Origin of the sequence: Pseudomonas sp. KD5 (genome assembly GCF_012932895.1) — a bacterium.
GTDB lineage: Bacteria > Pseudomonadota > Gammaproteobacteria > Pseudomonadales > Pseudomonadaceae > Aquipseudomonas.
In genome coordinates this window covers 193,141-216,859 of the sequence record NZ_JDWJ01000007.1, presented here as the reverse complement: position 1 = coordinate 216,859, position 23,719 = coordinate 193,141, and the positions used below count along the sequence as shown (strand labels likewise).

21 protein-coding genes are annotated in these 23,719 nt (G+C 59.9%); 9 read left to right on the top strand and 12 right to left on the bottom strand.

The genetic code is table 11. The annotated features are described in order from the left end of the window. Positions 1 to 78 precede the first annotated feature (78 nt). Together hemB and ppk1 are read left to right on the top strand one after the other, a co-directional pair. Positions 79 to 1,092, top strand: a complete 1,014-nt coding sequence (gene hemB / locus AF70_RS17310) for a porphobilinogen synthase (RefSeq protein WP_028939128.1) — start codon at positions 79 to 81, stop codon at positions 1,090 to 1,092. An 18-nt stretch (positions 1,093 to 1,110) separates the two neighbouring features. Then, the gene (gene ppk1, locus AF70_RS17305) at positions 1,111 to 3,333 is read left to right on the top strand and encodes a polyphosphate kinase 1 (protein ID WP_018927564.1); all 2,223 of its coding nucleotides are present in this window, start codon (positions 1,111 to 1,113) and stop codon (positions 3,331 to 3,333) included. 181 nt (positions 3,334 to 3,514) lie between these two features. Here the strand turns inward: ppk1 and ppx are convergent, their stop codons facing one another. The 5 genes from ppx to AF70_RS17280 all read right to left on the bottom strand — a co-directional run bounded on the left by ppx (position 3,515) and on the right by AF70_RS17280 (position 8,103). Continuing rightward, positions 3,515 to 5,017 carry an exopolyphosphatase gene (gene ppx / locus AF70_RS17300; protein WP_028939127.1) on the bottom strand — a complete coding sequence of 501 codons (1,503 nt, stop codon included), beginning with the start codon at positions 5,015 to 5,017 and terminating at the stop codon, positions 3,515 to 3,517. Positions 5,018 to 5,243: 226 nt separating this feature from the next. Beyond that, entirely contained in the window at positions 5,244 to 5,981 is a 738-nt protein-coding gene (locus AF70_RS17295; RefSeq protein WP_018927566.1) for an amino acid ABC transporter ATP-binding protein, read from the bottom strand. Next, a complete protein-coding gene (locus AF70_RS17290; RefSeq protein ID WP_007899375.1) occupies positions 5,968 to 6,618 on the bottom strand; it encodes an amino acid ABC transporter permease in 651 nt (216 codons plus the stop codon). Before AF70_RS17290 ends, AF70_RS17295 begins: the two co-directional genes overlap by 14 nt. After that, the gene (locus AF70_RS17285) at positions 6,615 to 7,295 is read right to left on the bottom strand and encodes an amino acid ABC transporter permease (RefSeq protein ID WP_019580523.1); all 681 of its coding nucleotides are present in this window, start codon (positions 7,293 to 7,295) and stop codon (positions 6,615 to 6,617) included. The genes AF70_RS17290 and AF70_RS17285 overlap by 4 nt, the downstream gene beginning before the upstream one ends. A gap of 22 nt (positions 7,296 to 7,317) precedes the next feature. Next, on the bottom strand, positions 7,318 to 8,103 hold the full coding sequence (locus AF70_RS17280; RefSeq protein ID WP_028939126.1) for a transporter substrate-binding domain-containing protein: 786 nt from the start codon (positions 8,101 to 8,103) through the stop codon (positions 7,318 to 7,320). A gap of 257 nt (positions 8,104 to 8,360) precedes the next feature. Between AF70_RS17280 and AF70_RS17275 the strand changes: the two genes are divergently transcribed. The 5 genes from AF70_RS17275 (at position 8,361) to AF70_RS17255 (ending at position 13,598) form a co-directional block, all read left to right on the top strand. Continuing rightward, positions 8,361 to 9,068, top strand: coding sequence for a FadR/GntR family transcriptional regulator (locus tag AF70_RS17275; protein WP_019580526.1), 708 nt, complete (start codon positions 8,361 to 8,363; stop codon positions 9,066 to 9,068). Positions 9,069 to 9,188: 120 nt separating this feature from the next. Next, on the top strand, positions 9,189 to 9,518 hold the full coding sequence (gene trxA / locus AF70_RS17270; protein WP_003206727.1) for a thioredoxin TrxA: 330 nt from the start codon (positions 9,189 to 9,191) through the stop codon (positions 9,516 to 9,518). 247 nt (positions 9,519 to 9,765) lie between these two features. Beyond that, entirely contained in the window at positions 9,766 to 11,025 is a 1,260-nt protein-coding gene (gene rho / locus AF70_RS17265) for a transcription termination factor Rho (RefSeq protein ID WP_007899384.1), read from the top strand. 138 nt (positions 11,026 to 11,163) lie between these two features. Continuing rightward, positions 11,164 to 12,630 (top strand): 4-hydroxy-3-polyprenylbenzoate decarboxylase, encoded by a 1,467-nt coding sequence (ubiD, locus tag AF70_RS17260; RefSeq protein ID WP_019580527.1) that lies wholly within the window; start codon positions 11,164 to 11,166, stop codon positions 12,628 to 12,630. Then, positions 12,630 to 13,598 (top strand): CDP-6-deoxy-delta-3,4-glucoseen reductase, encoded by a 969-nt coding sequence (locus AF70_RS17255; RefSeq protein ID WP_019580528.1) that lies wholly within the window; start codon positions 12,630 to 12,632, stop codon positions 13,596 to 13,598. Before ubiD ends, AF70_RS17255 begins: the two co-directional genes overlap by 1 nt. A gap of 14 nt (positions 13,599 to 13,612) precedes the next feature. Here the strand turns inward: AF70_RS17255 and AF70_RS17250 are convergent, their stop codons facing one another. Continuing rightward, entirely contained in the window at positions 13,613 to 14,056 is a 444-nt protein-coding gene (locus tag AF70_RS17250; RefSeq protein ID WP_019580529.1) for a hypothetical protein, read from the bottom strand. 385 nt (positions 14,057 to 14,441) lie between these two features. Between AF70_RS17250 and AF70_RS17245 the strand changes: the two genes are divergently transcribed. Next, complete coding sequence (locus AF70_RS17245; RefSeq protein WP_019580530.1) at positions 14,442 to 15,110, top strand: gamma-glutamylcyclotransferase; 669 nt, start codon at positions 14,442 to 14,444, stop codon at positions 15,108 to 15,110. On the opposite strand, the gene glpT is transcribed toward AF70_RS17245, so the two are convergent. After that, positions 15,086 to 16,435 (bottom strand): glycerol-3-phosphate transporter, encoded by a 1,350-nt coding sequence (glpT, locus tag AF70_RS17240; protein ID WP_019580531.1) that lies wholly within the window; start codon positions 16,433 to 16,435, stop codon positions 15,086 to 15,088. The genes AF70_RS17245 and glpT overlap by 25 nt on opposite strands. A gap of 203 nt (positions 16,436 to 16,638) precedes the next feature. Continuing rightward, positions 16,639 to 17,616, bottom strand: coding sequence for an NADPH:quinone oxidoreductase family protein (locus tag AF70_RS17235; RefSeq protein WP_019580532.1), 978 nt, complete (start codon positions 17,614 to 17,616; stop codon positions 16,639 to 16,641). A gap of 150 nt (positions 17,617 to 17,766) precedes the next feature. On the opposite strand from AF70_RS17235, the gene AF70_RS17230 reads away from it, so the two are divergent. Next, positions 17,767 to 18,174: a flagellar basal body-associated protein FliL gene (locus tag AF70_RS17230; protein ID WP_028939125.1), complete on the top strand. Its 408-nt coding sequence runs from the start codon at positions 17,767 to 17,769 to the stop codon at positions 18,172 to 18,174. Between the two features lie 60 nt (positions 18,175 to 18,234). On the opposite strand, the gene AF70_RS17225 is transcribed toward AF70_RS17230, so the two are convergent. From AF70_RS17225 to AF70_RS17210, 4 genes are all read right to left on the bottom strand, one after another. Beyond that, on the bottom strand, positions 18,235 to 19,353 hold the full coding sequence (locus AF70_RS17225; protein ID WP_019580534.1) for an ABC transporter permease: 1,119 nt from the start codon (positions 19,351 to 19,353) through the stop codon (positions 18,235 to 18,237). Beyond that, positions 19,353 to 22,076, bottom strand: a complete 2,724-nt coding sequence (gene rbbA / locus AF70_RS17220) for a ribosome-associated ATPase/putative transporter RbbA (protein ID WP_028939124.1) — start codon at positions 22,074 to 22,076, stop codon at positions 19,353 to 19,355. The genes AF70_RS17225 and rbbA overlap by 1 nt, the downstream gene beginning before the upstream one ends. Further along, complete coding sequence (locus AF70_RS17215; RefSeq protein ID WP_019580536.1) at positions 22,073 to 23,038, bottom strand: HlyD family secretion protein; 966 nt, start codon at positions 23,036 to 23,038, stop codon at positions 22,073 to 22,075. The genes rbbA and AF70_RS17215 overlap by 4 nt, the downstream gene beginning before the upstream one ends. Before the next feature lie 129 nt (positions 23,039 to 23,167). Further along, the gene (locus tag AF70_RS17210) at positions 23,168 to 23,617 is read right to left on the bottom strand and encodes an EVE domain-containing protein (RefSeq protein WP_028939123.1); all 450 of its coding nucleotides are present in this window, start codon (positions 23,615 to 23,617) and stop codon (positions 23,168 to 23,170) included. Positions 23,618 to 23,719 lie beyond the last annotated feature (102 nt).

The window sequence follows — 23,719 nt, the reverse complement described above, 5'->3', positions numbered from 1 at the left end:
CACAACTGTCATACGTTGGTCATAATGGCCGCTTATAACTGTCACGCTCGCCCGCCAGCGCGGGCTCAGGAGTCTGCCGTGAGCTTTACCCCCGCCAACCGTTTGTTTCCTGCAACCCGCCTGCGTCGCAACCGTCGTGATGATTTTTCGCGTCGTCTGGTCCGTGAAAACGTACTGACCGTCGATGACCTGATCCTGCCGGTGTTCGTGCTGGACGGTGAAAACCGTCGCGAAGCAGTGGCGTCGATGCCGGGCGTCGAACGCCTGACCATCGATCTGTTGATCGAAGAGGCGGCCAAGTGGGTCGAGCTGGGGATTCCTGCGCTGGCACTGTTCCCGGTGACCCCACCGGAGCTCAAGTCACTGGATGCCGCCGAAGCCTGGAACCCCAACGGTATCGCCCAGCGCGCTACCCGCGCTCTGCGTGCGCAGTTCCCGGAGCTGGGTGTGATCACCGACGTCGCCCTGGACCCGTTCACCACTCATGGTCAAGACGGCATCCTCGACGAGGAAGGCTACGTGCAGAACGACATTACCGTCGACGCACTGGTTAAGCAGGCTTTGTCCCACGCCGAAGCCGGCGCTCAAGTGGTGGCTCCGTCAGACATGATGGACGGGCGCATACAGGCGATCCGCGAAGCGCTGGAGCTGGCCGGGCACGTCAATGTGCGGATCATGGCCTACTCGGCCAAGTACGCCAGTGCCTACTACGGCCCGTTCCGCGATGCGGTGGGTTCGGCGTTGAACCTGGGCAAGGCCAACAAGGCCTCCTATCAGATGGACCCGGCCAACAGCAACGAAGCCCTGCACGAAGTGGCGGCTGACTTGTCAGAAGGCGCAGACATGGTCATGGTCAAGCCAGGCATGCCGTATCTGGATATTCTTTATCGGGTCAAGGAAGCGTTCAAAGTGCCGACCTTTGTGTATCAGGTCAGCGGCGAATACGCCATGCACATGGCGGCGATCCAGAATGGCTGGTTGAGCGAAGGGGTTATCCTCGAATCCCTGACCGCTTTTAAACGTGCAGGCGCTGATGGCATCCTGACTTACTTTGCCGTCCGTGCTGCTCAATTGTTACGAGAGCAAAAATAGCCCTCCCAGGAACATTCGATGAATACCGAAGGACTCACTGAAGTTGCCGTAAAAGACGCTCAACCCGTGGTGGAGCAAATCGCCGAAACTCCGCCGGAGCTGGAGCCCGCTCCACCCGCGGTGGTGGCCGAGCCCGTTGTGGCGGCGCCAGCGATTGCCATTCCCGGTCTGGATGACAGCAGCCTGTACATCCATCGCGAGCTCTCGCAACTGCAGTTCAACATCCGCGTGCTGGAACAGGCGCTGGATGAGTCCTACCCATTGCTGGAGCGGCTGAAGTTTCTGCTGATCTTCTCCAGCAACCTGGACGAGTTCTTCGAGATTCGTGTGGCCGGCCTGAAGAAGCAGATCACCTTCGCCCGTGAACAGGCCGGCGCCGATGGCCTGCAGCCGCATCAGGCCCTGGCCCGCATCAGCGAATTGGTGCACGGTCACGTCGACCGCCAATACGCGATCCTCAACGACATTCTGTTGCCGGAACTGGAAAAACATCAGGTCCGCTTCATCCGTCGTCGTTACTGGACTACCAAGCTCAAGACTTGGGTCCGCCGTTATTTCCGCGACGAGATCGCGCCGATCATCACCCCGATCGGTCTCGACCCGACGCACCCGTTCCCGTTGCTGGTGAACAAGAGCCTGAACTTCATCGTCGAGCTCGAAGGCATCGACGCCTTCGGTCGCGATTCCGGCCTGGCGATCATCCCGGCGCCGCGTCTGCTGCCGCGGATCATCAAGGTGCCGGAAGAAGTCGGCGGCCCGGGTGACAACTATGTATTCCTGTCGTCGATGATCCACGCGCACGCCGATGACCTGTTCCAGGGCATGAAGGTCAAGGGCTGCTACCAGTTCCGCCTGACCCGGAACGCCGACCTCGCGGTCGATACCGAAGACGTGGAAGACCTGGCCCGCGCCCTGCGCGGCGAGTTGTTCTCCCGTCGCTACGGTGATGCGGTGCGGCTGGAAGTGGCCGACACCTGCCCGAAACACCTGTCCGATTACCTGCTCAAGCAGTTCAACCTGCAGGAAACCGAGCTGTATCAGGTCAACGGTCCGGTCAACCTGACCCGGCTGTTCAGCATCACCGGCCTGGACAGTCATCCGGAGCTGCAATACACGCCGTTCACCCCGCAGATCCCGAAACTGCTGCAGAACAGCGAGAACATTTTCAGCGTGATCAGCAAGCAGGACATCCTGCTGCTGCACCCGTTCGAGTCCTTTACCCCGGTGGTCGACTTGCTGCGTCAGGCGGCCAAGGATCCACACGTGTTGGCGGTTCGCCAGACGTTGTATCGCAGCGGCGCCAACTCGGAGATCGTCGATGCGCTGGTGGATGCGGCGCGTAACGGCAAGGAAGTGACGGCGGTGATCGAATTGCGCGCGCGGTTCGATGAAGAATCCAACCTGCAGCTGGCCAGCCGTCTGCAGGCGGCCGGCGCCGTGGTGATTTACGGCGTGGTCGGCTTCAAGACCCACGCCAAGATGATGCTGATTCTGCGTCGCGAAGCCGGCGAGATTGTTCGCTACGCTCACTTGGGTACCGGCAACTACCACGCGGCCAACGCCCGTCTGTACACCGACTACAGCCTGCTGACCTCTGACGATGCCTTGTGCGAAGACGTCGGCAAACTGTTCAGCCAGTTGATCGGCATGGGTAAAACCCTGCGCATGAAAAAACTGCTGCACGCGCCGTTCACGTTGAAGAAGGGCATGCTCGACATGATTGCCCGGGAGACGCAATTCGCCCTCGACGGCAAACCGGCGCACATCATCGCCAAGTTCAACTCGCTGACCGATCCAAAGGTCATCCGCGCGTTGTACAAGGCCAGCCAGTCCGGGGTACGCATCGATCTGGTGGTTCGCGGCATGTGCTGCCTGCGACCGGGCATCGCCGGGGTATCGCATAACATCCACGTGCGTTCGATCATCGGTCGTTTCCTGGAACACACCCGGGTCTTCTACTTCCTCAATGGCGGTGAAGAGCAGATGTTCCTGTCCAGTGCCGACTGGATGGAGCGCAACCTCGACAAGCGCGTCGAGACTTGCTTCCCGGTCGAGGGCAAGAAGCTGATTTTGCGGGTCAAGAAAGAGCTGGAGCTTTATCTTACCGACAACACCCACAGCTGGAGCCTGCAGTCGGACGGTCGCTACGTCCGCAACACGCCGACCGGCAACCAGAACCCGCGCAGCGCCCAGGCCACCTTGCTGGAGCGGTTGGGCAGCCCGATTCTGGCGGTGCGTTAACGCAAACCTTGGGCGATAAAAAATGGCGATCCATGTGGATCGCCATTTTCATTTCCACCACCGTCCCTTGTAGGAGCTGGCTTGCCAGCGAATGGCTTTCAAGTCATGCATCCATTTCAAGGACGCCTTCGCCAGCAAGCCGGCTCCTACAGGACCGTGTTCGGCGACCATTTTCGGTTTTTTAGCGAACGTTCAACACGAAGCTGACGCGGGTCAGCCATTCGGCTTCCAGGGCGAAGTCGGCCTGGGTCAACTGGTTGTCATCCAGCCAATGTTCCGGGAATAACACATCCAGGCTGTCGCCGTTGGCGTGCAGCACGACCTGTGGCATTTCCTGGGTGCCACGGATGTGGTGGAACAGAATCGCAAAGCGCAGCAGCACGCACAGGCGAATCAGCTTGATGCCGTCGTCGCCAAAATCGGCAAACCTGTCCTTGGGAATATTGCGACGGTGGCCACGCACCAGTAGCGCAAGCATCAGTTGGTCTTCGCGGGAGAACCCGGCCAGGTCCGAATGCTCGATCAGGTACGAGCCGTGTTTGTGATACTGATAGTGGGCGATGTCCAGGCCCACTTCATGGACCTTGGCTGCCCAGCTCAGCAGTTCGCGCCAGACGCCGTCATCCAGCTCCCAGTCCGCGGCCACTTGATCGAAGGCATGCAGCGCCTTGCGTTCGACCCGCGCGGCTTGCTCCAGATCGACGTGGTAACGCTCCATGAGCGAGCTGAGCGTGCGCTCACGGACATCTTCGTGATGATGACGGCCCAGCAGGTCATAGAGCACGCCTTCGCGAAGGGCGCCTTCACAGTGGTCCATGCGTTGCAGTTCGAGGGCGTCGAAGATCGCTTCGAGAATCGCCAGCCCGGCGGGGAAGATCGCCCGGCGGTCGGGCTTGATGCCTTCGAAGTCGATTTTCTCGACATCACCGAGTTTGATCAGCTTGCGCTTGAGCCAGGCCAAGCCTTCGGCGTTCACCTCGCCAGTGCCATGCCCGCCGGCCTTCAGCGCCAGGCCAATGGCGCGAATGGTGCCCGAGGAGCCGATGGCTTCATCCCAGGTCAGGCGGTGCAGGGCGTGTTCGATGCTCATGATCTCCAGGCGCGCCGCGGTGTACGCCTGGGCGTAGCGGGCCGGGGTGATCTTGCCGTCCTTGAAATAGCGTTGGGTGTAGCTGACGCAACCCATTTGCAGGCTTTCGCGCAGCAGCGGTTCAAAGCGCTGGCCAATGATGAATTCGGTACTGCCGCCGCCGATGTCGGCCACCAGGCGTTTGCCCGGGGTGTCGGCGAGGGTGTGGGAGACGCCGAGGTAAATCAGGCGCGCTTCTTCACGGCCGGAGATGACTTCTACCGGATGGCCGAGGATTTCTTCGGCACGATGGATGAATTCTCCGCGGTTACGGGCTTCGCGCAGGGCGTTGGTGCCGACGATTCGCACGGTGCCAGGAGGCATACCGCTGATCAGTTGGGCGAAACGCTTCAGGCAATCGAGCCCGCGTTGCATGGATTCTTCGCTGAGTTGACGCTCTTCGTCGATGCCGGCGGCCAGCTGAACCTTCTCCCCGAGACGCTCGAGAATCCGGATTTCGCCGTTCTGGGCCTTGGCCACGACCATGTGAAAGCTGTTGGAGCCTAGGTCGATTGCGGCGATCAGGGACAGATTCTTGACTTGGGATAGCGGCATGGTCAGGGGGTCTCGGTCGATAACCTCGACATCCTGCCACGATCAAACGCTCGCGCCAACGCGCAGAGTTGAAAGCCTTGATCCAACCCTGTGGCGAGGGGGCTTGCCCCCGTTCGGCTGCGCAGCAGTCGTAAAACCTGCATGCGCGGTCTATTTGGAGTTGATGTGAAAGGTTTTGGGGCTACTTCGTAGCCCAACGGGGGCAAGCCCCCTCGCCACAGGGGTGTCAGCCCGCCGCCTCCACGGTCCCAATGAAGTTCGCCAGCTCCGCCGTCTGCGGATTGGCAAACAACACCTTCGGATCTCCCACCTCATGCACCTTGCCCTGGTGCATGAACACCAATTTGTCGCCCACCTCCCGGGCAAAACGCATCTCATGGGTGACCATGATCAATGTCATGCCTTCCCTGGCCAGTTGCCGGACCACGCTCAACACTTCATTGACCAGTTCCGGGTCCAGGGCCGAGGTGATTTCGTCGCACAGCAAGACTTTCGGCGACATGGCCAGCGCCCGGGCGATCGCCACCCGCTGTTGCTGGCCGCCAGAGAGTCGATCCGGGAAGGCGTCGAATTTCTCGCCCAGCCCGACCCGTTCCAGCATCTGACGCGCCAGTTCGGTGGCTTTGGCTTTCGGCACTTTCTGCACCACTTGTGGTGCAAGCATGACGTTTTCGCCGACGGTCAGGTGCGGGAACAGGTTGAACTGCTGGAACACCATCCCGACTTTCTGCCGCAGGCTGCGCAGGTCGGCGCGGGCGGCGTCGAGGTATTCGCCGTCGACTTCGATCACGCCGTCGTTGATCGATTCCAGACCATTGAGGGTGCGCAGCAAGGTGGACTTGCCCGAGCCGCTGCGACCGATGATCGCCACCACCTGGCCTTCCTCGATACTCAGATCGATGCCTTTGAGCACATGGTGGTCGCCGTAATATTTATGCAGGGCGGAAATTCTAAGCAGAGGCATGCAGTCTCCTTTCCAGGTAGCGCGCACTGAGGGACAAGGGGTAGCAGAGCAGGAAGTAACCGAGGGCGACGAGGCCGTAGACCATGAAGGGTTCGAAGGTCGCGTTGGCAAGCATGCCGCCGGTCTTGGTCAGTTCGGTGAAGCCGATGATCGAGGTGACGGCGGTGCCCTTGACCACTTGCACCGAGAAGCCCACGGTCGGCGCCACGGCGATGCGCAGCGCTTGTGGCAGGATCACGTAACGCAATTGCTCCAGCGGGTTGAGCGCCAGGCTCGACGAGGCTTCCCACTGGCCGTTGGGGATCGAGTCGACGCAACCGCGCCAGATCTCTGCCAGGTAGGCGCTGGTGAACAGCGTCAAGGCAATCGCCGCCGCCATCCACGGTGAAATTTCCACACCGGCCAAGGCCACACCGAAGAACACCAGAAACAGCTGCATCAACAGCGGCGTGCCTTGGAACAATTCGATGTAGGTGCGGGCGAAGTGGCTGGGCAGGGATTTCTTTGAAATCCGCATCACCATGATCAGCAAACCGATCAGCCCGCCACCGATAAACGCCACCAGCGACAATGCCAGCGTCCATTGCAGGCCCGTGAGCAGGTTGCGCAGGATGTCCCAGAAGGTGAAATCGCTCATTGGCTGCTCCTTGCACTGCTTTTGGACAGGTAGCGGCGGCCGATCCAGTTCAGCAATTGGCGGATCAGCAGCGCCATGCACAGGTAGAGCAGCGTGGTCAGGGCGTAGGTTTCAAAGGCGCGAAAGTTACGCGACTGAATGAAGTTGGCGGCGAAACTCAGCTCTTCGGTGGCGATCTGCGAACAGACCGCCGAGCCGAGCATGACGATGATGATCTGGCTGCTCAGGGCCGGCCAGACTTTGCCCAGTGCCGGCAGCAGAACCACGTGGCGGAAGGCTTCGAAGCGGCTCATCGCCAGGGCGGCCGCGGCTTCCAGCTGCCCGCGGGGGATCGCCTGAATGCCGGCGCGGATGATCTCGGTCGAATAGGCGCCCAGGTTGATCACCATCGCCAGCACCGCCGCCTGCCATTCGGAAATCTGCAGGCCCAGCGACGGCAAACCGAAGAAGATGAAAAACAACTGCACCAGAAAGGGTGTGTTGCGGATCAACTCGACGTAGACCCCGAAAATGCCGGCGAACGGGCGGATGTTCCACGCCCGCACCAGTGCGCCGATGATGCCCAGAGCGACCCCGAACACCGCGCCAACGGCCGTCAGCTCAAGGGTGAACAACGCACCGCGCAGCAGCAGGTCGGTGTTTTCCACCACCGGCAAAAAATCGAACTGATAAGCCATAAGTCGTCTCCCGAGCGAACGATCAGAGATCGGCCGGCAGCGGTTCTTTCAGCCAGGTTTGCGAGTTCTTCTCCAGCGCACCGTCAGCCTTGGCGGTGGTGAGGATCTGATTGACCTTGTCCAGCAACGCCGGCTCGTTCTTGTTCACGCCGACGTACACCGGCGAGTCCTTGAGCTTCACTTTCAGGGCCGGTACGCGTTTCGGGCTTTTCTCGCTGATGGCCACCATCACCACGTTGCCGCTGGCGATCAGGTCGACTTGCCCGGCAAGGTAGGCGGCGATGGTCGAGTTGTTGTCTTCGAAGCGTTTGATGGTCACGCCTTCCGGGGCGACTTTGGTCAGTTCGATGTCTTCGATGGCACCACGGGTGACGCTGATGGTTTTGCCCTTGAGATCGTCCAGACCCTTGATGGCGGCGTCTGGCGGACCGAATACGGCGAGGTAGAACGGCGCGTAGGCGCGGGAGAAATCGATGACTTTCTCACGTTCAGGGTTCTTGCCGAGGCTGGAAATCACCAGGTCGACCTTGCCGGTGGTCAGGAACGGGATGCGGTTGGTGCTGTTGACCGGGGTCAGTTCAAGTTTGACCTTGAGTTGGTCGGCCAGCAGTTTGGCGGTATCGATGTCGAGGCCGCGCGGTTTCATGTCCGGGCCGACCGAACCGAACGGCGGGAAGTCCTGGGGCACGGCGACTTTAAGGGTGCCGCGTTTGACCACATCCTCCAGACCGTCGGCGTGGGCGGGTGCCTGGCTCAGCATCAGGCTGGCAAACAGGGCGGCGAGGAGGGCGCTGTAACGCTGGGTCATGGCAAATCTCCGGATCGGCGGGAAGTGATTTCTGCGGATCGACAGAGCACGGGCCATGCCAAGATTCGGTTTCAGGGGTTGCAGGCCACGGTTTTGCTGGTGTTGCTCGGTCTTACTGGTCTGAACAGTTGGGTGGCATTTCGCACCTTGATGGCGCAACCGTGAAAACTCCCGAACCCCCATGGGGCACGACTTGCCGGACGTCGCGAATAGCTTTACAACTAGCCGCTCATTGGCCTGGTTCGTCTGAAGAAACCATGAACTCGATCTCCCGCGCAGTACCTGAAGTGGCGCTGCAAGCCATCCGCAAACTGATCACCGAGCAAGGTTTCGGGGCGGGTGATGCCTTGCCCTCGCAACGGGACCTGGCGGTGCAATTGGGGGTCAGCCGGGCGTCGTTGCGCGAGGCGTTGTCGTCCCTGAGTGCGCTGGGCGTGATCAGCATCCAGCCGGGCAAGGGCGTATTCGTGCAGTCACCGGTCGATCTGCCCCGGGGCGATGCGGTGCCGGGCTGGCCATTCGCGGCCCAGGCATCGCCGCTGGACATCTTCCAGTTGCGCTATGCGCTGGAGGGTTTTGCCTCGGGTTTGGCGGCCGTGACCCTGAGCACCGAGGATCTTGATGCCCTGGAAGACAACGTCGCCGCCATGCGCAACGAACTGCGTGCCGCCAACTTCGATGCAGCGGCGCGACTGGACTTCGAGTTTCACCGGCGCATCCTCCTGGCCAGCGGTAATCAGGCGATGCTGAGCATCCTGACAGCCAGCGCCGACATCTTTTTGGAGAGCCAGAAGCTACCGTTCATCCGGGCCGAACGGGCCATGGAAACCTGGCAGGAACACCGTAAAATCCTCCGTGCACTGGCGCGCCGATCGTCCGGTGCCGCACAGAAGGCCATGCAGGAGCATGTGCGCAACGCCGCCCTGCGCACCGGGATTGCCTTCGTCGCTCCCGCCACCTCGTGACTTGAGCTATACCCAAATTCATGGGCCACCATAGCGAGACTCAATCATCTGCGGCTTCCTGAACGGGGGAAGGGCAGCTATGATGGGCCACGTTTTTTTGCTTACAACCTGGAGACTTCCATGAGCAGCGATCTTATCAAACACGTTAGCGACGCTAGCTTCGAGGCCGACGTACTCAAGGCCGAAGGCGCTGTACTGGTCGACTACTGGGCTGAGTGGTGCGGCCCTTGCAAAATGATCGCTCCTGTCCTGGACGAAATTGCCGAGACCTACAAAGGCAAGCTGACCGTTGCCAAACTGAACATCGACGAGAACCAGGAAACCCCGGCCAAGCATGGCGTGCGTGGTATCCCGACGCTGATGCTGTTCAAGAACGGCAACGTCGAAGCCACCAAGGTCGGCGCGCTGTCGAAGTCGCAATTGGCCGCTTTCCTCGACGCCAACATCTAAGCGTTGTTATAAAGCGTCATGAAAAGGCCCCGCATTATGCGGGGCCTTTTCGTTATTGAGGGCTAGACGCTCCGAAACTCAGGTGGTACATTCGGCCCCGCACTGGTTTCTCCACTGCCCCCTGCTAGCCGTCGCCGACGCACTCCTTTTCGAATAAGTACGCGATCCTGTCGCCTTCTCTGCGGCGCGGCCTCATTAAGCCAAAAGCTTAATTTCCCCCCTCCATAAATGATTACGTCATTCCTATATGAATCTGACTGAACTCAAGCAAAAGCCGATTACCGAACTGCTCGAATTGGCCGAACAGATGGGCATAGAAAATATGGCCCGTTCGCGCAAGCAGGACGTGATTTTCTCCCTGCTCAAAAAGCACGCTAAAAGCGGCGAGGAAATCTCCGGTGATGGCGTGCTGGAGATTCTCCAGGACGGCTTCGGCTTCCTGCGCTCCGCTGACGCTTCCTATCTCGCCGGCCCGGACGATATCTACGTCTCGCCGAGCCAGATCCGTCGCTTCAACTTGCGCACCGGTGACACCATCGTTGGCAAGATCCGTCCTCCGAAGGAAGGCGAGCGGTATTTCGCGCTGCTCAAGGTCGACACGATCAACTACGATCGTCCCGAGAACGCGAAAAACAAGATTCTCTTCGAGAACCTGACCCCGCTGTTCCCGACCGTGCGCATGAAGATGGAAGCCGGTAACGGTTCCACCGAAGACTTGACCGGTCGTGTCATCGACCTGTGCGCCCCGATAGGCAAAGGCCAGCGCGGCCTGATCGTCGCTCCGCCGAAAGCCGGTAAAACGATCATGCTGCAGAACATCGCGGCAAACATCGCGCGTAACAATCCTGAAGTTCATCTGATCGTGCTGTTGATCGACGAGCGTCCGGAAGAAGTGACCGAAATGCAGCGCACCGTGCGCGGCGAAGTGGTTGCCTCGACGTTCGACGAGCCGCCAACCCGCCACGTGCAGGTTGCCGAAATGGTGATCGAGAAGGCCAAGCGCCTGGTCGAGCACAAGAAGGACGTGGTGATTCTGCTCGACTCCATCACCCGTCTGGCGCGTGCCTACAACACCGTGATCCCGAGCTCCGGCAAGGTGCTGACCGGTGGTGTCGATGCCCACGCCCTGGAGAAACCGAAACGTTTCTTCGGTGCTGCACGGAACATCGAAGAAGGCGGCTCGCTGACCATCATCGCTACCGCGCTGGTTGAAACCGGTTCGAAGATGGATGAAGTGATCTACGAAGAATTCAAAGGCACCGGCAACATGGAACTGCCTCTGGATCGCAAGATCGCCGAAAAACGTGTGTTCCCGGCCATCAACATCAACCGTTCCGGTACTCGCCGCGAAGAGTTGCTGACAGCCGACGACGAACTGCAGCGTATGTGGATCCTGCGCAAACTGCTGCACCCGATGGATGAAGTCTCTGCCATCGAGTTCCTGGTCGACAAGCTGAAACAGACCAAGACCAACGACGAGTTCTTCCTGTCGATGAAACGCAAGTAAGTCGAACAGGCCAAAAAGCCGGGGAAACCCGGCTTTTTGCTATCTGATTTTTGATCAACGGCAGTTCGTGGTTCTGAACTGAGGGGTTCGGCGCTAAACTGCCACCCCCGAACGCCACGGCCAAAACGAGGCTCACGCATGCAGTATCGCGACTTGCGCGACTTTATCAGCGGCCTGGAACAGCGCGGCGAACTCAAGCGCATCCAGGTTCCGGTGTCCCCAGTGCTCGAAATGACCGAGGTCTGCGACCGCACATTGCGCGCCAAAGGCCCGGCCCTGCTTTTCGAAAAGCCCACGGGTTATGACATCCCTGTGCTCGGCAATCTGTTCGGTACGCCTGAGCGCGTGGCGCTGGGCATGGGTGCAGAGGCGGTGAGCGAGTTGCGCGAAATCGGCAAGTTGCTGGCGTTCCTCAAGGAGCCCGAGCCGCCGAAAGGTTTGAAGGACGCCTGGTCCAAGCTGCCGATCTTTCGCAAGATCATCTCGATGGCGCCGAAAGTCGTCAAAGACGCAGTGTGCCAGGAAGTGGTCATCGAAGGCGACGATGTCGACCTCGCGATGTTGCCGGTGCAGACCTGCTGGCCAGGCGATGTCGGCCCGCTGATCACTTGGGGCCTGACTGTCACCAAAGGTCCGAACAAGGATCGCCAGAACCTCGGCATCTACCGTCAACAGGTGATCGGTCGCAACAAGGTGATCATGCGCTGGTTGAGCCACCGTGGCGGCGCGCTGGATTACCGCGAATGGTGCGAAAAACACCCCGGCCAGCCGTTCCCGGTGTCCGTGGCGCTGGGCGCTGACCCGGCCACCATTCTTGGCGCCGTGACACCGGTGCCGGACAGCCTCTCCGAATACGCTTTCGCCGGTCTGCTGCGGGGAAATCGCACCGAACTGGTGAAATGCCGCGGCAACGACCTGCAAGTACCGGCCACGGCTGAAATCATCCTCGAAGGCGTGATTCATCCGGGCGAAATGGCCGATGAAGGTCCGTACGGCGACCACACCGGCTACTACAACGAAGTCGACAGCTTCCCGGTGTTCACCGTCGAGCGCATCACCCATCGGATCAAGCCGATCTACCACAGCACCTACACCGGCCGTCCGCCGGATGAGCCGGCGATTCTCGGTGTGGCGCTGAACGAAGTGTTCGTGCCGATCCTGCAGAAGCAATTTCCGGAGATCACTGACTTCTACTTGCCGCCCGAAGGCTGCTCGTACCGCATGGCCATCGTGACCATGAAGAAGTCGTATCCCGGCCACGCCAAGCGGGTAATGCTCGGTGTCTGGTCGTTTTTGCGACAGTTCATGTACACCAAGTTCGTTATCGTCACCGACGACGATATCAACGCACGGGACTGGAACGACGTGATCTGGGCCATCACCACGCGCATGGACCCCAAGCGCGACACGGTGATGATCGACAACACGCCGATCGACTACCTGGACTTCGCCTCGCCGGTCTCCGGCCTGGGTTCGAAGATGGGGCTCGATGCCACGCATAAATGGCCAGGCGAAACCACCCGCGAGTGGGGCCGGGTCATCGTCAAGGATGAAGCCGTTACCCAACGGATCGATGCCATCTGGAATCAGTTAGGAATAGATTGATGCGTGTAACCTTGCAGCCCTCCGGAGCAGTGCTTGAGATTCTGCCCGGCGAGCGGATTCTCGATGGCGCGCGTCGCCTGGGCTATGAATGCCCGCAAAGCTGTCGTAACGGCAATTGCCATGTGTGCGGCGCGTTGCTGGTGGAAGGGCGGGTCGAACAGGCTGGCGATGTGCGCGACCATGGCGAGTTCTACACTTGCATTGCAGAGCCGCTGGAAGACTGCATCGTGTTGTGGGATGGCGTGCTCGCGCTGGGAGAACTGCCGGTGCGCAGCGTGTCGTGTCAGGTCATTGAATGCAGGGACGTCGGTGGCGATACCTGGCGCGTGCGTCTGCGTGCGCCAGCGGGCAAGCCACCGCGCTATCACGCCGGCCAGTACCTGATGATCGAGCGTGAGAATGGCGAGAAATCCGCTTTTTCCCTGGCCTCAGCACCGCATTCCGGCCGCGACCTGGAAATTCATGTGCTGGCGCGCGAAAGCAGCGCGCTGAGCCTGATCGAACAGCTCCAACGCAACCCGATGGTGCGGATCGAGATGCCGTTCGGCGACACCCATCTGGCGGAACTGCCGAACGGTCCTCTCGTACTGATTGCTGCCGGTACCGGCATGGGCCAGATCCACAGCCTCATCGAACATTGTCGCGCCACGGGCTTCAAGCATCCGGTGCACCTGTATTGGGGCGTACGTCGTCCCGAAGACTTTTATGAGATCGAACATTGGGATGAATGGCTGAAGCTGCCCAATCTGTTCCTGCATAAAGTCGTCAGCGATCAATGTGGTTGGCAGGGGCGTTGCGGCATGTTGCATGAGGCGGTGTGTGAAGATTTCCCTGATCTGAAAGCACTGCACGTCTATGCCAGCGGCTCTCCAGCCATGGTCTATGGCACGCTCGATGCTTTGGTCGAAGCGGGGATGGATGCCCATCAAATGCGTGCCGATGTATTTGCTTACGCCCCGCGATCATAGGTGCGTGAACCGTTCTAGAAGCGCACCCCGGTTGTCACCATGGCGGCATTGAAGCCGAGCAATACCAGCTCGGCTGCCAATGGTCCGTAGTGTGCCCCGACTGAAGGAATGATCACCGGCGCGACCCCGAAGTGATTCAGAGGGATCTTGTCCTGAGACTTGCCGCTGTAACCTTGCAACAGACCACCGGTGAGTTTTATGTACACGGGATAGTCAGCACTCTCGTAGCGTTTGCCCGCATACGCATAATATGAACGCTGGCTGAACGAGTTGCGAAAAGTTGCGCCACCAAACAACCAACCGGACGCTTGCTCGCGCTCAAGACCGATGAGGTCCTGATTGTTATTGTGGTCGGAGTCGGGGGAGAAGTGTCTGGTATAGACGCTGGCCTGCAAATACCAGGAGCCGGTGTCTTTCGCAGAGGTGTCCTCGGCCAGCGAGTGCTGCGCCGTGAGCATTAGAAGTAACCCGTAAATCCATGGTGTTTTCATTATTCAGGCCTTTGAGGCAGTTTGGTTTGCGTCTTTGGGTGGCCGTTATACGTGACGTAAAGCTGCAATGGGTAGGCGGTAAATCCGAAGGGTTTGTAGGTGTTTTCTCCTAAGTGAGCTTTATCCTAGACGCGCCGAATGCTTATGTATATTTCGTTCTGGTATTTAAGAATTCTCTTAAATGATATTAGGGTATATAGCCAAGCCCTCCAGCTTCAGTATTGGATTTTTTATGGGGGGCGCAAGGTCATAGGGCGCTTAGTACTTTTCGTTTTAGTATTACTGCTATATGTTCTATGAAGTGAAAGTTGTTTATATTTTGTAATAATTGCTGGGCCGAAATTTTATTGCCATGAGCGCCATTGAATCTGCTTTTTTGAATCTGGCTTACCCTCCGCGGCTCGATCTGGGGCCGCAGCTTACACACGAACAATTGCTCAGCTCGATGCAGTCGACCATGGCGCGCCACAAGGGTGGGCCGGTCTGGCTATTCGCGTATGGTTCGCTGATCTGGCGGCCTGAATGTGTGGCGGTTGAGCGGGTGCGCGGCCGGGTGCATGGCTACCATCGTGGTTTGTACCTGTGGTCCCACGAGCATCGCGGCACGCCGGAAGTGCCGGGGCTGGTATTTGGCCTGGATCGCGGTGGTTCGTGCAGCGGGTTCGCCTATCGTTTGCCCGAAGAACAACTCGAGGCTTCACTTTATGCACTCTGGCAGCGCGAGATGCCATTCCCTTCCTATCGTCCACACTGGCTCAACTGCCGTCTTGAAAACGGAAACCAGGTTCAGGCATTGGGATTTGTATTGGAGCGGCATCTGCCCAGCTATGCTGGCAACCTGCCAGATCACGTGCTGAGCCAGGTATTCGAGAACGCTTGCGGGCGCTATGGCACCACTCGCGAGTATGTCGAGCAGACCGCCCACGCCCTGCGTAGCCACGCCATGCCAGACCGGAATCTGGAGGCGCGGCTCAAGCGCTGTAAATCAAAGGCAGATCAGGCGAGCGCTTCGCGGCCCTGACTGGCGACGTTTTTGTGGCCCAGGGTGGGTGCCAGGAACGCCATCGCCAGCAGGCAGGCAACGACCAACAGAATGAAGCCGCCATCCCAGCCGAAATAGTCCACGGTGTAGCCCATCATGGCGCTGGCCGCGACGGAACCACCCAAGTAACCGAACAGGCCGGTAAAGCCTGCGGCCGTACCCGCGGCCTTCTTCGGCACCAGTTCCAGCGCCTGCAGGCCGACCAGCATCACCGGGCCGTAGATCAGGAAGCCGATGGCGAACAGCGAGATCATGTCGATCATCGGGTTGCCCGGCGGATTCAGCCAATACACGATCGTCGCAACGGTCACCAACGCCATGAAGACCATGCCGGTCAGGCCACGGTTGCCACGGAAGATCTTGTCCGACATCCAGCCGCACAGCAGCGTTCCGGGAATGCCCGCCCACTCGTACAGGAAGTAAGCCCACGACGTCTTGTCGAAGTCGAAGTGCTTGACCTCTTTGAGGTAGGTCGGCGCCCAGTCCAGAATGCCGTAGCGCAGCAGGTAGACGAAAACGTTAGCCAGTGCGATGAACCAGAGCATTTTGTTGCGCAGCACGTATTTGACGAAGATGTCCTTGGCGCTGAATTCCTCTTCGTGACTGGCGTCGTAGCCTTCCGGGTAATCGTTTTTGTACTTCTCAATCGGCGGCAGGCCCGTCGACTGCGGAGTATCGCGCATCACAATGAAGGCAAACACGGCGACCAACAGCGCCACGGCAGCCGGTACGTAGAACTTGCTGTGCCAGTCGTTGAACCAGCCCATGCCCAGAATCGCCAGCGGGCCGATCAAGCCACCGCCAACGTTATGCGCGGTGTTCCAGACCGAAACCACACCGCCACGTTCTTTCTGCGACCACCAATGCACCATGGTTCGCCCGCTCGGCGGCCACCCCATGCCTTGTGCCCAGCCGTTGATGAACAGCAGGATGAACATCATGGTCACGCTGGACGTGGCCCAAGGTGCGAAACCGAAAACGAACATCACCGCGGCGGACACCACCAGGCCAAAGGGCAGGAAGTAACGCGGGTTGGAGCGGTCGGACACGATGCCCATCAGAAACTTGGACAGGCCGTAGGCGATTGCAATCGCCGACATCGCCACACCCAGCTGGCCTTTTGTATAGCCTTGGGCGATCAGGTCCGGGAACGCCAGGGTGAAGTTCTTGCGCAGCAGGTAGTAACCGGCATAGCCAATGAAAATCCCGGCGAAGATCTGCCAGCGAAGGCGTCGGTAGGTGCTGTCTATTTTTTCTTCAGGCAATGGAGCCTGATGTGCGGCAGGACGAAAGAAAGCAAACATTCAAGAGCTCCAGATTTCTTGTTTTGACTGCGGATGCGAATGTTACAGTTTCGTTACCGAAAATAGCACCGGTTCGCATCGGCAAAACAGCGGAAATGTTGGAGATTGCATGTTCCTTTATGAACATGTCGCTCAGGTATAAATGAGAGTCGGTACGGGGATGACGGAGCCAGGTCGCAGTCTGCGACCTGGCTGGAAAACGATCAGCGAACCTGCACGACCACCTTCCCCACTGCCTTGCGCTGGCCAAGATCATTGATCGCCTGCGCCGCATTGCTCAGTGGATACACCTGCGACACCAGCGGCTTCAACTTGCCTTCGGCGAACCAGTGAAACAACTGCTGGAAGTTCGCCGCGTTGTCCTGTGGTTGGCGCTGGGCAAACGAGCCCCAGAACACGCCGACCACTGCGGCACCTTTGAGCAGTGCCAGGTTCACTGGCAGTTCGGGGATGCGTCCACTGGCGAAACCGACCACCAGAAGACGACCGTTCCAGGCGATGGCGCGGATGGCCTGGTCGAACAGGTCGCCGCCCACCGGATCGTAGATCACGTCGGCGCCCTGGCCGTCGGTCAGGCGTTTGATTTCGTCCTTGAGGCTGGTTTCGCTGTAGTTGATCAGCTCATCGGCGCCGGCGGCTTTGGCTACCGCGAGTTTTTCCGCACTGCTGGCGGCGGCGATCACCCGGGCGCCCATGGCTTTGCCGATTTCCACGGCGGCGAGGCCGACGCCGCCGGACGCGCCGAGCACCAGCAAGGTTTCGCCGGGTTGCAGGTTGCCCCGTTGCTTGAGGGCGTGCATCGAAGTGCCGTAGGTCATGCTGAAAGCGGCAGCAGTGTTGAAGTCCATCGATGGCGGGATCGGCAGCACGTTGTAGCCCGGCACCGCGACCTGCTCGGCGAAACTGCCCCAGCCAGTCAGGGCCATGACCCGGTCACCGACCTTGAGGTGGCTGACCTTTTCCCCCACAGCGCTGACCACGCCAGCCGCTTCGCCACCCGGTGAAAACGGGAAGGGCGGTTTGAACTGGTATTTGCCCTCGATGATCAGCGTGTCCGGGAAATTCACCCCGGCGGCGTGCACGTCCAGCAGGATTTCGTTCTTCTTCGGGGCGGGGCTGGCGACGTCTTCCAGCACCAGCGATTCGGCAGGGCCGAAGGCTTTGCACAGCACGGCTTTCATCAGGGCTATTCCTTTGGGAGTGATGGCCGATAAGTGTAGGTGTGTGAGTTAACGGGTCAACGAGCATGCCCGGCCCTGATAGTCAGCCATAAGCTTGTGCTTGAGCGGCGGGTCGTTATGCTAGGCCGCAAACCGGATAAGGAGCGAATTGTGAAAGCGTGGATCATGTTGATGCTGGCCCTGTCTCTGCCTGTGGCAGCGATGGCCGAAGAAGCCAAAGAAGGTGAAGCCCCGAAGGTCAACTACATCACCCTGAGCCCGCCGTTCGTGGGCAACTATGGGTTGGATGGCACGCCGAAGCTCAAGGTCTACAAGGCCGATGTGGCGCTACGGGTGACCGGTGACGAGGCGACCAAGGCGGTGAAGGCCAATGAGCCTCTGATCCGCAATCAGCTGGTGGCGTTGTTTGCCCAGCAGACCACTGAAACCATGAACAACGTCGAGGCCAAGGAAAAGCTGCGTCAGGAAGCCTTGAAGCAGACCCAGCAAGTGATGAGCGACGAAACCGGCAAGCCGGTGGTTGAGGATCTGTTGTTCAACAACCTCATTATCCAGTAAGGCTTTTGTTGTCTGGGGCGGCCCCTGCGCGGGCTTGCCCGCGAAGGGCGACTCGGCCCTTCAGGACGCCAGGCTCTTGCGAAACCGCAGCAGTGCAATGGTAAAGAACAGCAGGCCGATGGCGCTTAATGCCAGCAAGTCCGGCCAGACCACGCCGATGCCGGCGTCGCGAAACAGTATCGCGGCGCTGAGGCTGACGAAGTGCGTCGATGGCGAGCCCTGCATCACCCATTGCAGCCATTGCGGCATGCTGTCGAGGGGCGTACTGCCCCCGGAAAGCAGCAACATCGGGATAATCACCGGAATCGCCAACAAGCCGAACTGCGGTGTCGAGCGGGCGAGGGTCGCGAGGAATATCCCCAGCGCCGTGCTGGCGAACAGATAAACCGCCGTTACCAGCAAGAAAAAGCTCATGGAGCCAGCCAGCGGCACGCCAAGAGCGCCTTTGACAATGACTTCCAGCGACACCCAGGTGCACAACACCACCACCAGCATGTTGCTCCAGACTTTCGCCAGCATGATTTCCAGTGCCGTCAGTGGCAGCACCAGCAAATGATCGAGGGTGCCGTGCTCGCGTTCACGAAGCAGCGCCGTGCCCGTCAGGATGATGGCCAGGATCGTGATGTTGTTGACGATCTGAATCACCGCCAGGAACCAGCCACCCTCCAGATTGGTATTGAACAGCGCTCGTGTTGTCAGCCGCACGGGCGTCTGGCTCGCCGCATCGCTCTGGCCACTGTAGGTCAGCAGCTCGCGCTGGAAAATCCTCCCGATATAGCCTGCCCCCATGAACGCCTGGCTCATGGCCGTGGCGTCGACGTTGACCTGCACCGCCGGTTGGTGGCCGCCCAGCAGATCGGCCTGAAAATTGGCTGGAACATTGATCACGAAGGTGTACCGCCCGTTGTCCAGCACCTCGTCCAGCTGACCATAAGGCAGCGGCACGGGCGGTTGAAATTCCGGCGGCCGCAGAACCTGGGCCAGTTGGCGTGACATGGGGCTGTGATCTTCATCGACCATGGCCACACTGGCGTTGTGCACGCCGATCACTGAGCCCGCGGCCGGCATGTAGATCGCCACTGTAAAGGCGTAGAACAGGAACAGCAGCAATACACTGTCATGTCGCAGGCTGGTGAGTTCCTTGAGGCCAAGACGCAGGATGTGCGCAAGCTTATGCATCAGACCTCCTGCTTTTTCAGCATGGCCAGGCTGAGCCCGGTGAACCCGAGAAAGAACCCGAACAGTGCCAGGCATTGTGGCCACAACTGCCGGATATCCAGCGCCTTGGTAAAGGTGCCGACAGCAATATCGAGAAAATAGCCTGCCGGAAACAGCATCCCCATGACCGCGGCCGCACCATCGAGGGACGATCGCGGCACGATCAAACCGGAAAACTGGATGGTCGGCAGGCTGGTGATGATCATGGTGCCGAGAATCGCGGCGATCTGGGTTCGGGTGAACGCCGAAATCAACATCCCCATGCTGGTGGTCGCCAGCACGTAGAGCAGCCCGCCGAAGGCCAGGGTCAATGCGCTGCCCTTGAAAGGGACGCCGAACAGCCAGCGGTTCATGGCCGCCAGCACGGCGAGATTGATCAGACTGACGGCCAGATACGGCACCTGTTTACCTAACAGGAACTCCAGGCGGGTCAGCGGTGTGGCGTAGAAGTTGGTGATCGAGCCCAGTTCCTTCTCCCGCACAATGCCCAGCGCAGTCAGCATGGCCGGGATGAACGCCAGGATCAGCGCCATCACTCCAGGGCCGATGGCGTTGACGCTGACGACATCCTGGTTGTAGCGGAAACGGGTTTCCAGTCTGGCTGGCGCTTGCCGGGGTGGTGCGGGACTGGACTGATCCGCCAGTTGCTCCAGGTTGGCCTGGTGTACCGCTTCCACATAGTTGCGGCTGGTTTCAGCGCGAAACGGCATACCGCCGTCGAGCCAGGCCGCCACCGTAGGCTGGCGACCGGCGAACAGATCCCGACCGAATCCGGGGGGAATCTCCAGCGCCAGTTTGATTTCCGAGCGCTGCAGTCGTCGATGCAACTGCGCCGGATCGCTTATCGGGGGTTGCTCGTCGAAGTAACGGGAGCCGCGAAAGGCCTCCAGATAGGCCCGGCTTTGCGGGGTCTGGTCCTGGTCGTAGACCGCGAAGGCGAGTTTCTCCACGTCCAGGGAAATGCCGTAGCCGAAAATCACCATCATGAGCATCGCCCCGAGCAGAGCGAAGGCCAGGCGTACTCTATCGCGCAGCAGTTCCTTGCCTTCACGGCTCGCCAATGCCCGCAGTCGCCCAAAGCTGAAGCGACGGTCTTTCATCGATGGGGTGGGTGCGAGTGTTGTGTCGATGGGCGTTGGTGGCGCCTCTGTTTCGACCGGGTTCTGGGCCTGTTCCAGGCAGGTGACGAACGCGGCCTCAAGTGTCTGGCCGTTGAACTGCTGTTGCAGTGCTGCCGGGGTGTCGCAGGCCAAAACCTTGCCTGCGTGCATCAATGAGATGCGGTCGCAACGCTGGGCTTCGTTCATGAAATGGGTGGACAGGAAGATCGTCACGTCCTGTTCACGGGACAGTTCGATCAGCAGTCGCCAGAAATCGTCCCGCGCCGCCGGGTCGACGCCGGAGGTAGGTTCGTCGAGGATCAGCACTTCCGGGCGATGCAGCACCGCCACCGCCAGGGATAATCGTTGACGCAGACCCAGCGGCAATGCACCGGACGGCTGATGGGCGACGCTGGCCAGGCTGAAGCGCTGGATCAATTCGTCGATGCGCTGAGTGCTGTCGGCCTGGGGCAGATCGAACAGTCGCGCATGCAGGTCCAGGTTCTGCCGCACACTGAGCTCGCCATAGAGCGAGAAGCTCTGAGACATGAAGCCGACGCGCTTGCGGGTGGCCAGATCCTTGGCGTTCACTGGGTTGCCCAGCAGCGTGGCACTGCCTTCGCTGGCCGGAATCAGTCCGGTAAGCACTTTCATGGTGGTGGTTTTGCCGCAGCCGTTGGAGCCCAGAAACCCGAAGATCTCGCCGCGGCCGATGGCGAAGCTGACTTTATCCACAGCGGTGAAATCGCCGAAGCGCAGGGTCAGGTCATGGGCTTGGATGGCGATGTCGGCCGTAGCATTGGTTCGGGGAGGGATCACTAGCGGCTGGTTGTCGTGGCCGGTGTCACCCTGAAAGTGAGTGAAGGCTTCATCGAGCTTGCCGCTGGGGGTTACCGCCGCCAGATCGCGGCTCAAACCGGCGGCGATCAGTTTGCCGCCGTCGAGCATCAGGCAGTGTTCGAACTGCTCGGCCTCTTCCATGTACGCGGTGGCGACCAGTAGCGTCAGTTGCGGGCGTTGGCGCCGAACATCATCGATCAACTCCCAGAAATGCCGTCGGGACAAAGGGTCGACGCCAGTGGTCGGCTCATCGAGGATCAACAAATCCGGCTCATGGATCAGTGCGCAACAGAGTCCGAGCTTCTGTTTCATTCCGCCCGACAGCTTGCCGGCCGGGCGCTCGGCAAACCGCAGTAGATCGGTGGCCAGCAGCAGGCTGTGCATGCGCTGATCGCTTTCGGCCGCGGACAGCCCGAACAGCGTGGCGAAGAAGTGAATGTTCTCGCGGATTGACAGATCAGGGTACAGGTTGCCGCCCAGGCCTTGAGGCATGAACGCGATGCGCGAGTAGAGGCTGTTGCGGTGGCGCCGGTCCTGGATCGAACCGCCGAGCACTTCCAGTTGGCCCTCCTGTAGCGTCTTCACGCCGGCGATCAATCCCAGCAGGCTGGATTTGCCGGCGCCATCCGGGCCAATCAACCCACACCGGGTACCGGTGGGCAGACTGAGCGTGATGTCGGTCAGCGCATGCCGTTCGCCATAGCGGTGCCGAAGGCGGGTGGCATGCAGTGCCAGGCCGGTCATTGAAGATTGGCCGGCCAGTCAATGGGAGCGGTGCGCACGTAGCCATTGCCGGGCATCCCCGGTTTGGCCTGGGGCACGGCGCTGGGACGGGTCAGGCGTAGCTTGACCCGAAACACCAGTTTCTGACGTTCATCGCGGGTCTCGACTTCTTTGGGCGTGAACTGCGATTTGGCCGCCACGAAGCTGATTTTTGCCGGCAACGGCTGGTCAGGCAGGGCGTCCAACAGGATTCGCGCTTCATCGCCGACCGCCAGGCGTCCGGCGACGGAGGCTGCAAGGTAGAGGTTCATGTATTGGTCATTCGGGTCAATCAGCAGCAACACTCGCCCTCCGGCGCCGAGCACTTCCCCGGGTTCGGCCATGCGAAGCTGAATTATCCCGTCGATGGGGGCTCGCAAACTGCTGTCGTCGATTTCACTGTTTAACTGAGCCACTTGCGCCTGTGCAGCGCCAATGGCGGCGCCGACGGCGGACACCTGTGCGCGGGCCGCAGTAACAGCCGCGTTGGCGGTGTCGAAGCGTGACTGCTGTTGGTCGATGATCTGGCCGCTGGCGAAACCGCGATTGAACAATGCCTGGGAGCGCTTGAGCTCTTGCTGGGCAAGCAGTTGCTCGCTCTGGCGCAGTTTCACATTGGCCTGGGCCGCGGAAAGATTTTCCCGGGCGCGTATCACTTCGGCTTCAGCCTGGTTGCGCTGGGCTTCGAGGGTACGGGTGTCCATGCGGGCCAGCAGTTGCCCCTGGGTTACCTTGTCGCCTTCGTCCACCAGCACTTCAGCCAATCGACCGGGTGTTTTGCTGGCGATCTGCACTTCAGTGGCTTCAAGTCGACCATTGCCGACAGACAACCCTTGGGGCAGTCGGTTAACGGTCGACCGCCAATAACCAAACCCTCCGGCGGCCAGCAATACAGCCCCCAGTAAAAAAACGAAGAAAAGCGAAGAGCGGCTGTGCGTCGACATGTCGGCATCCTGCGTCTATAGCGTCCCAGTCTGACAGGAACGCGCCTGAGCACCTTGATGTTAGTCAACTGAAGGGCAAGCTTGACCGGTTGGCAAGGTAAGCCTGCGTGACCGGCGGTTGTGCATTATTTAGCGCAGGCCAAGCACCGCCGCCCATTGCTCGGCTGTCACCGGCATCACCGACAGTCGCGAGCCTTTCTGCACCAATGGCATTTCGGCCAGCGCCGTTTGCTGTTTCAGATAGTCGAGCTTCAGCACCTTGGAAAACGTTTCGATGTGAGCGACATCGATCGCGCTCCAGGCGTTTTTCTCGGCAGTGGCCTTCGGATCGAAGTAATGACTCTCGGGCTCCAGCGCCGTCGGGTCCGGATACGCTGCCTCGACGATCTTTCCGACCCCGGCAATCCCTGGCTCAGGGCAGCTGGAGTGATAGAAGAAAAACTCGTCGCCCACTGCCATGGCCCGCAAAAAGTTGCGCGCCTGGTAATTGCGAACCCCGTCCCAGCGCGCTCGGCCAAGCTTCTCCAGGTCTTTGATGGAGAGTTCGTCGGGCTCGGATTTCATCAGCCAATAAGCCATGTTTTTGCTCCTTGCGAGGTGGGTGGGCAAGTGGTCAGGCAATTTTATGACAAACCGACAGTCGGTTGACGCCAGCGTTTGCGTGTCGGTTCACGTTGTCGC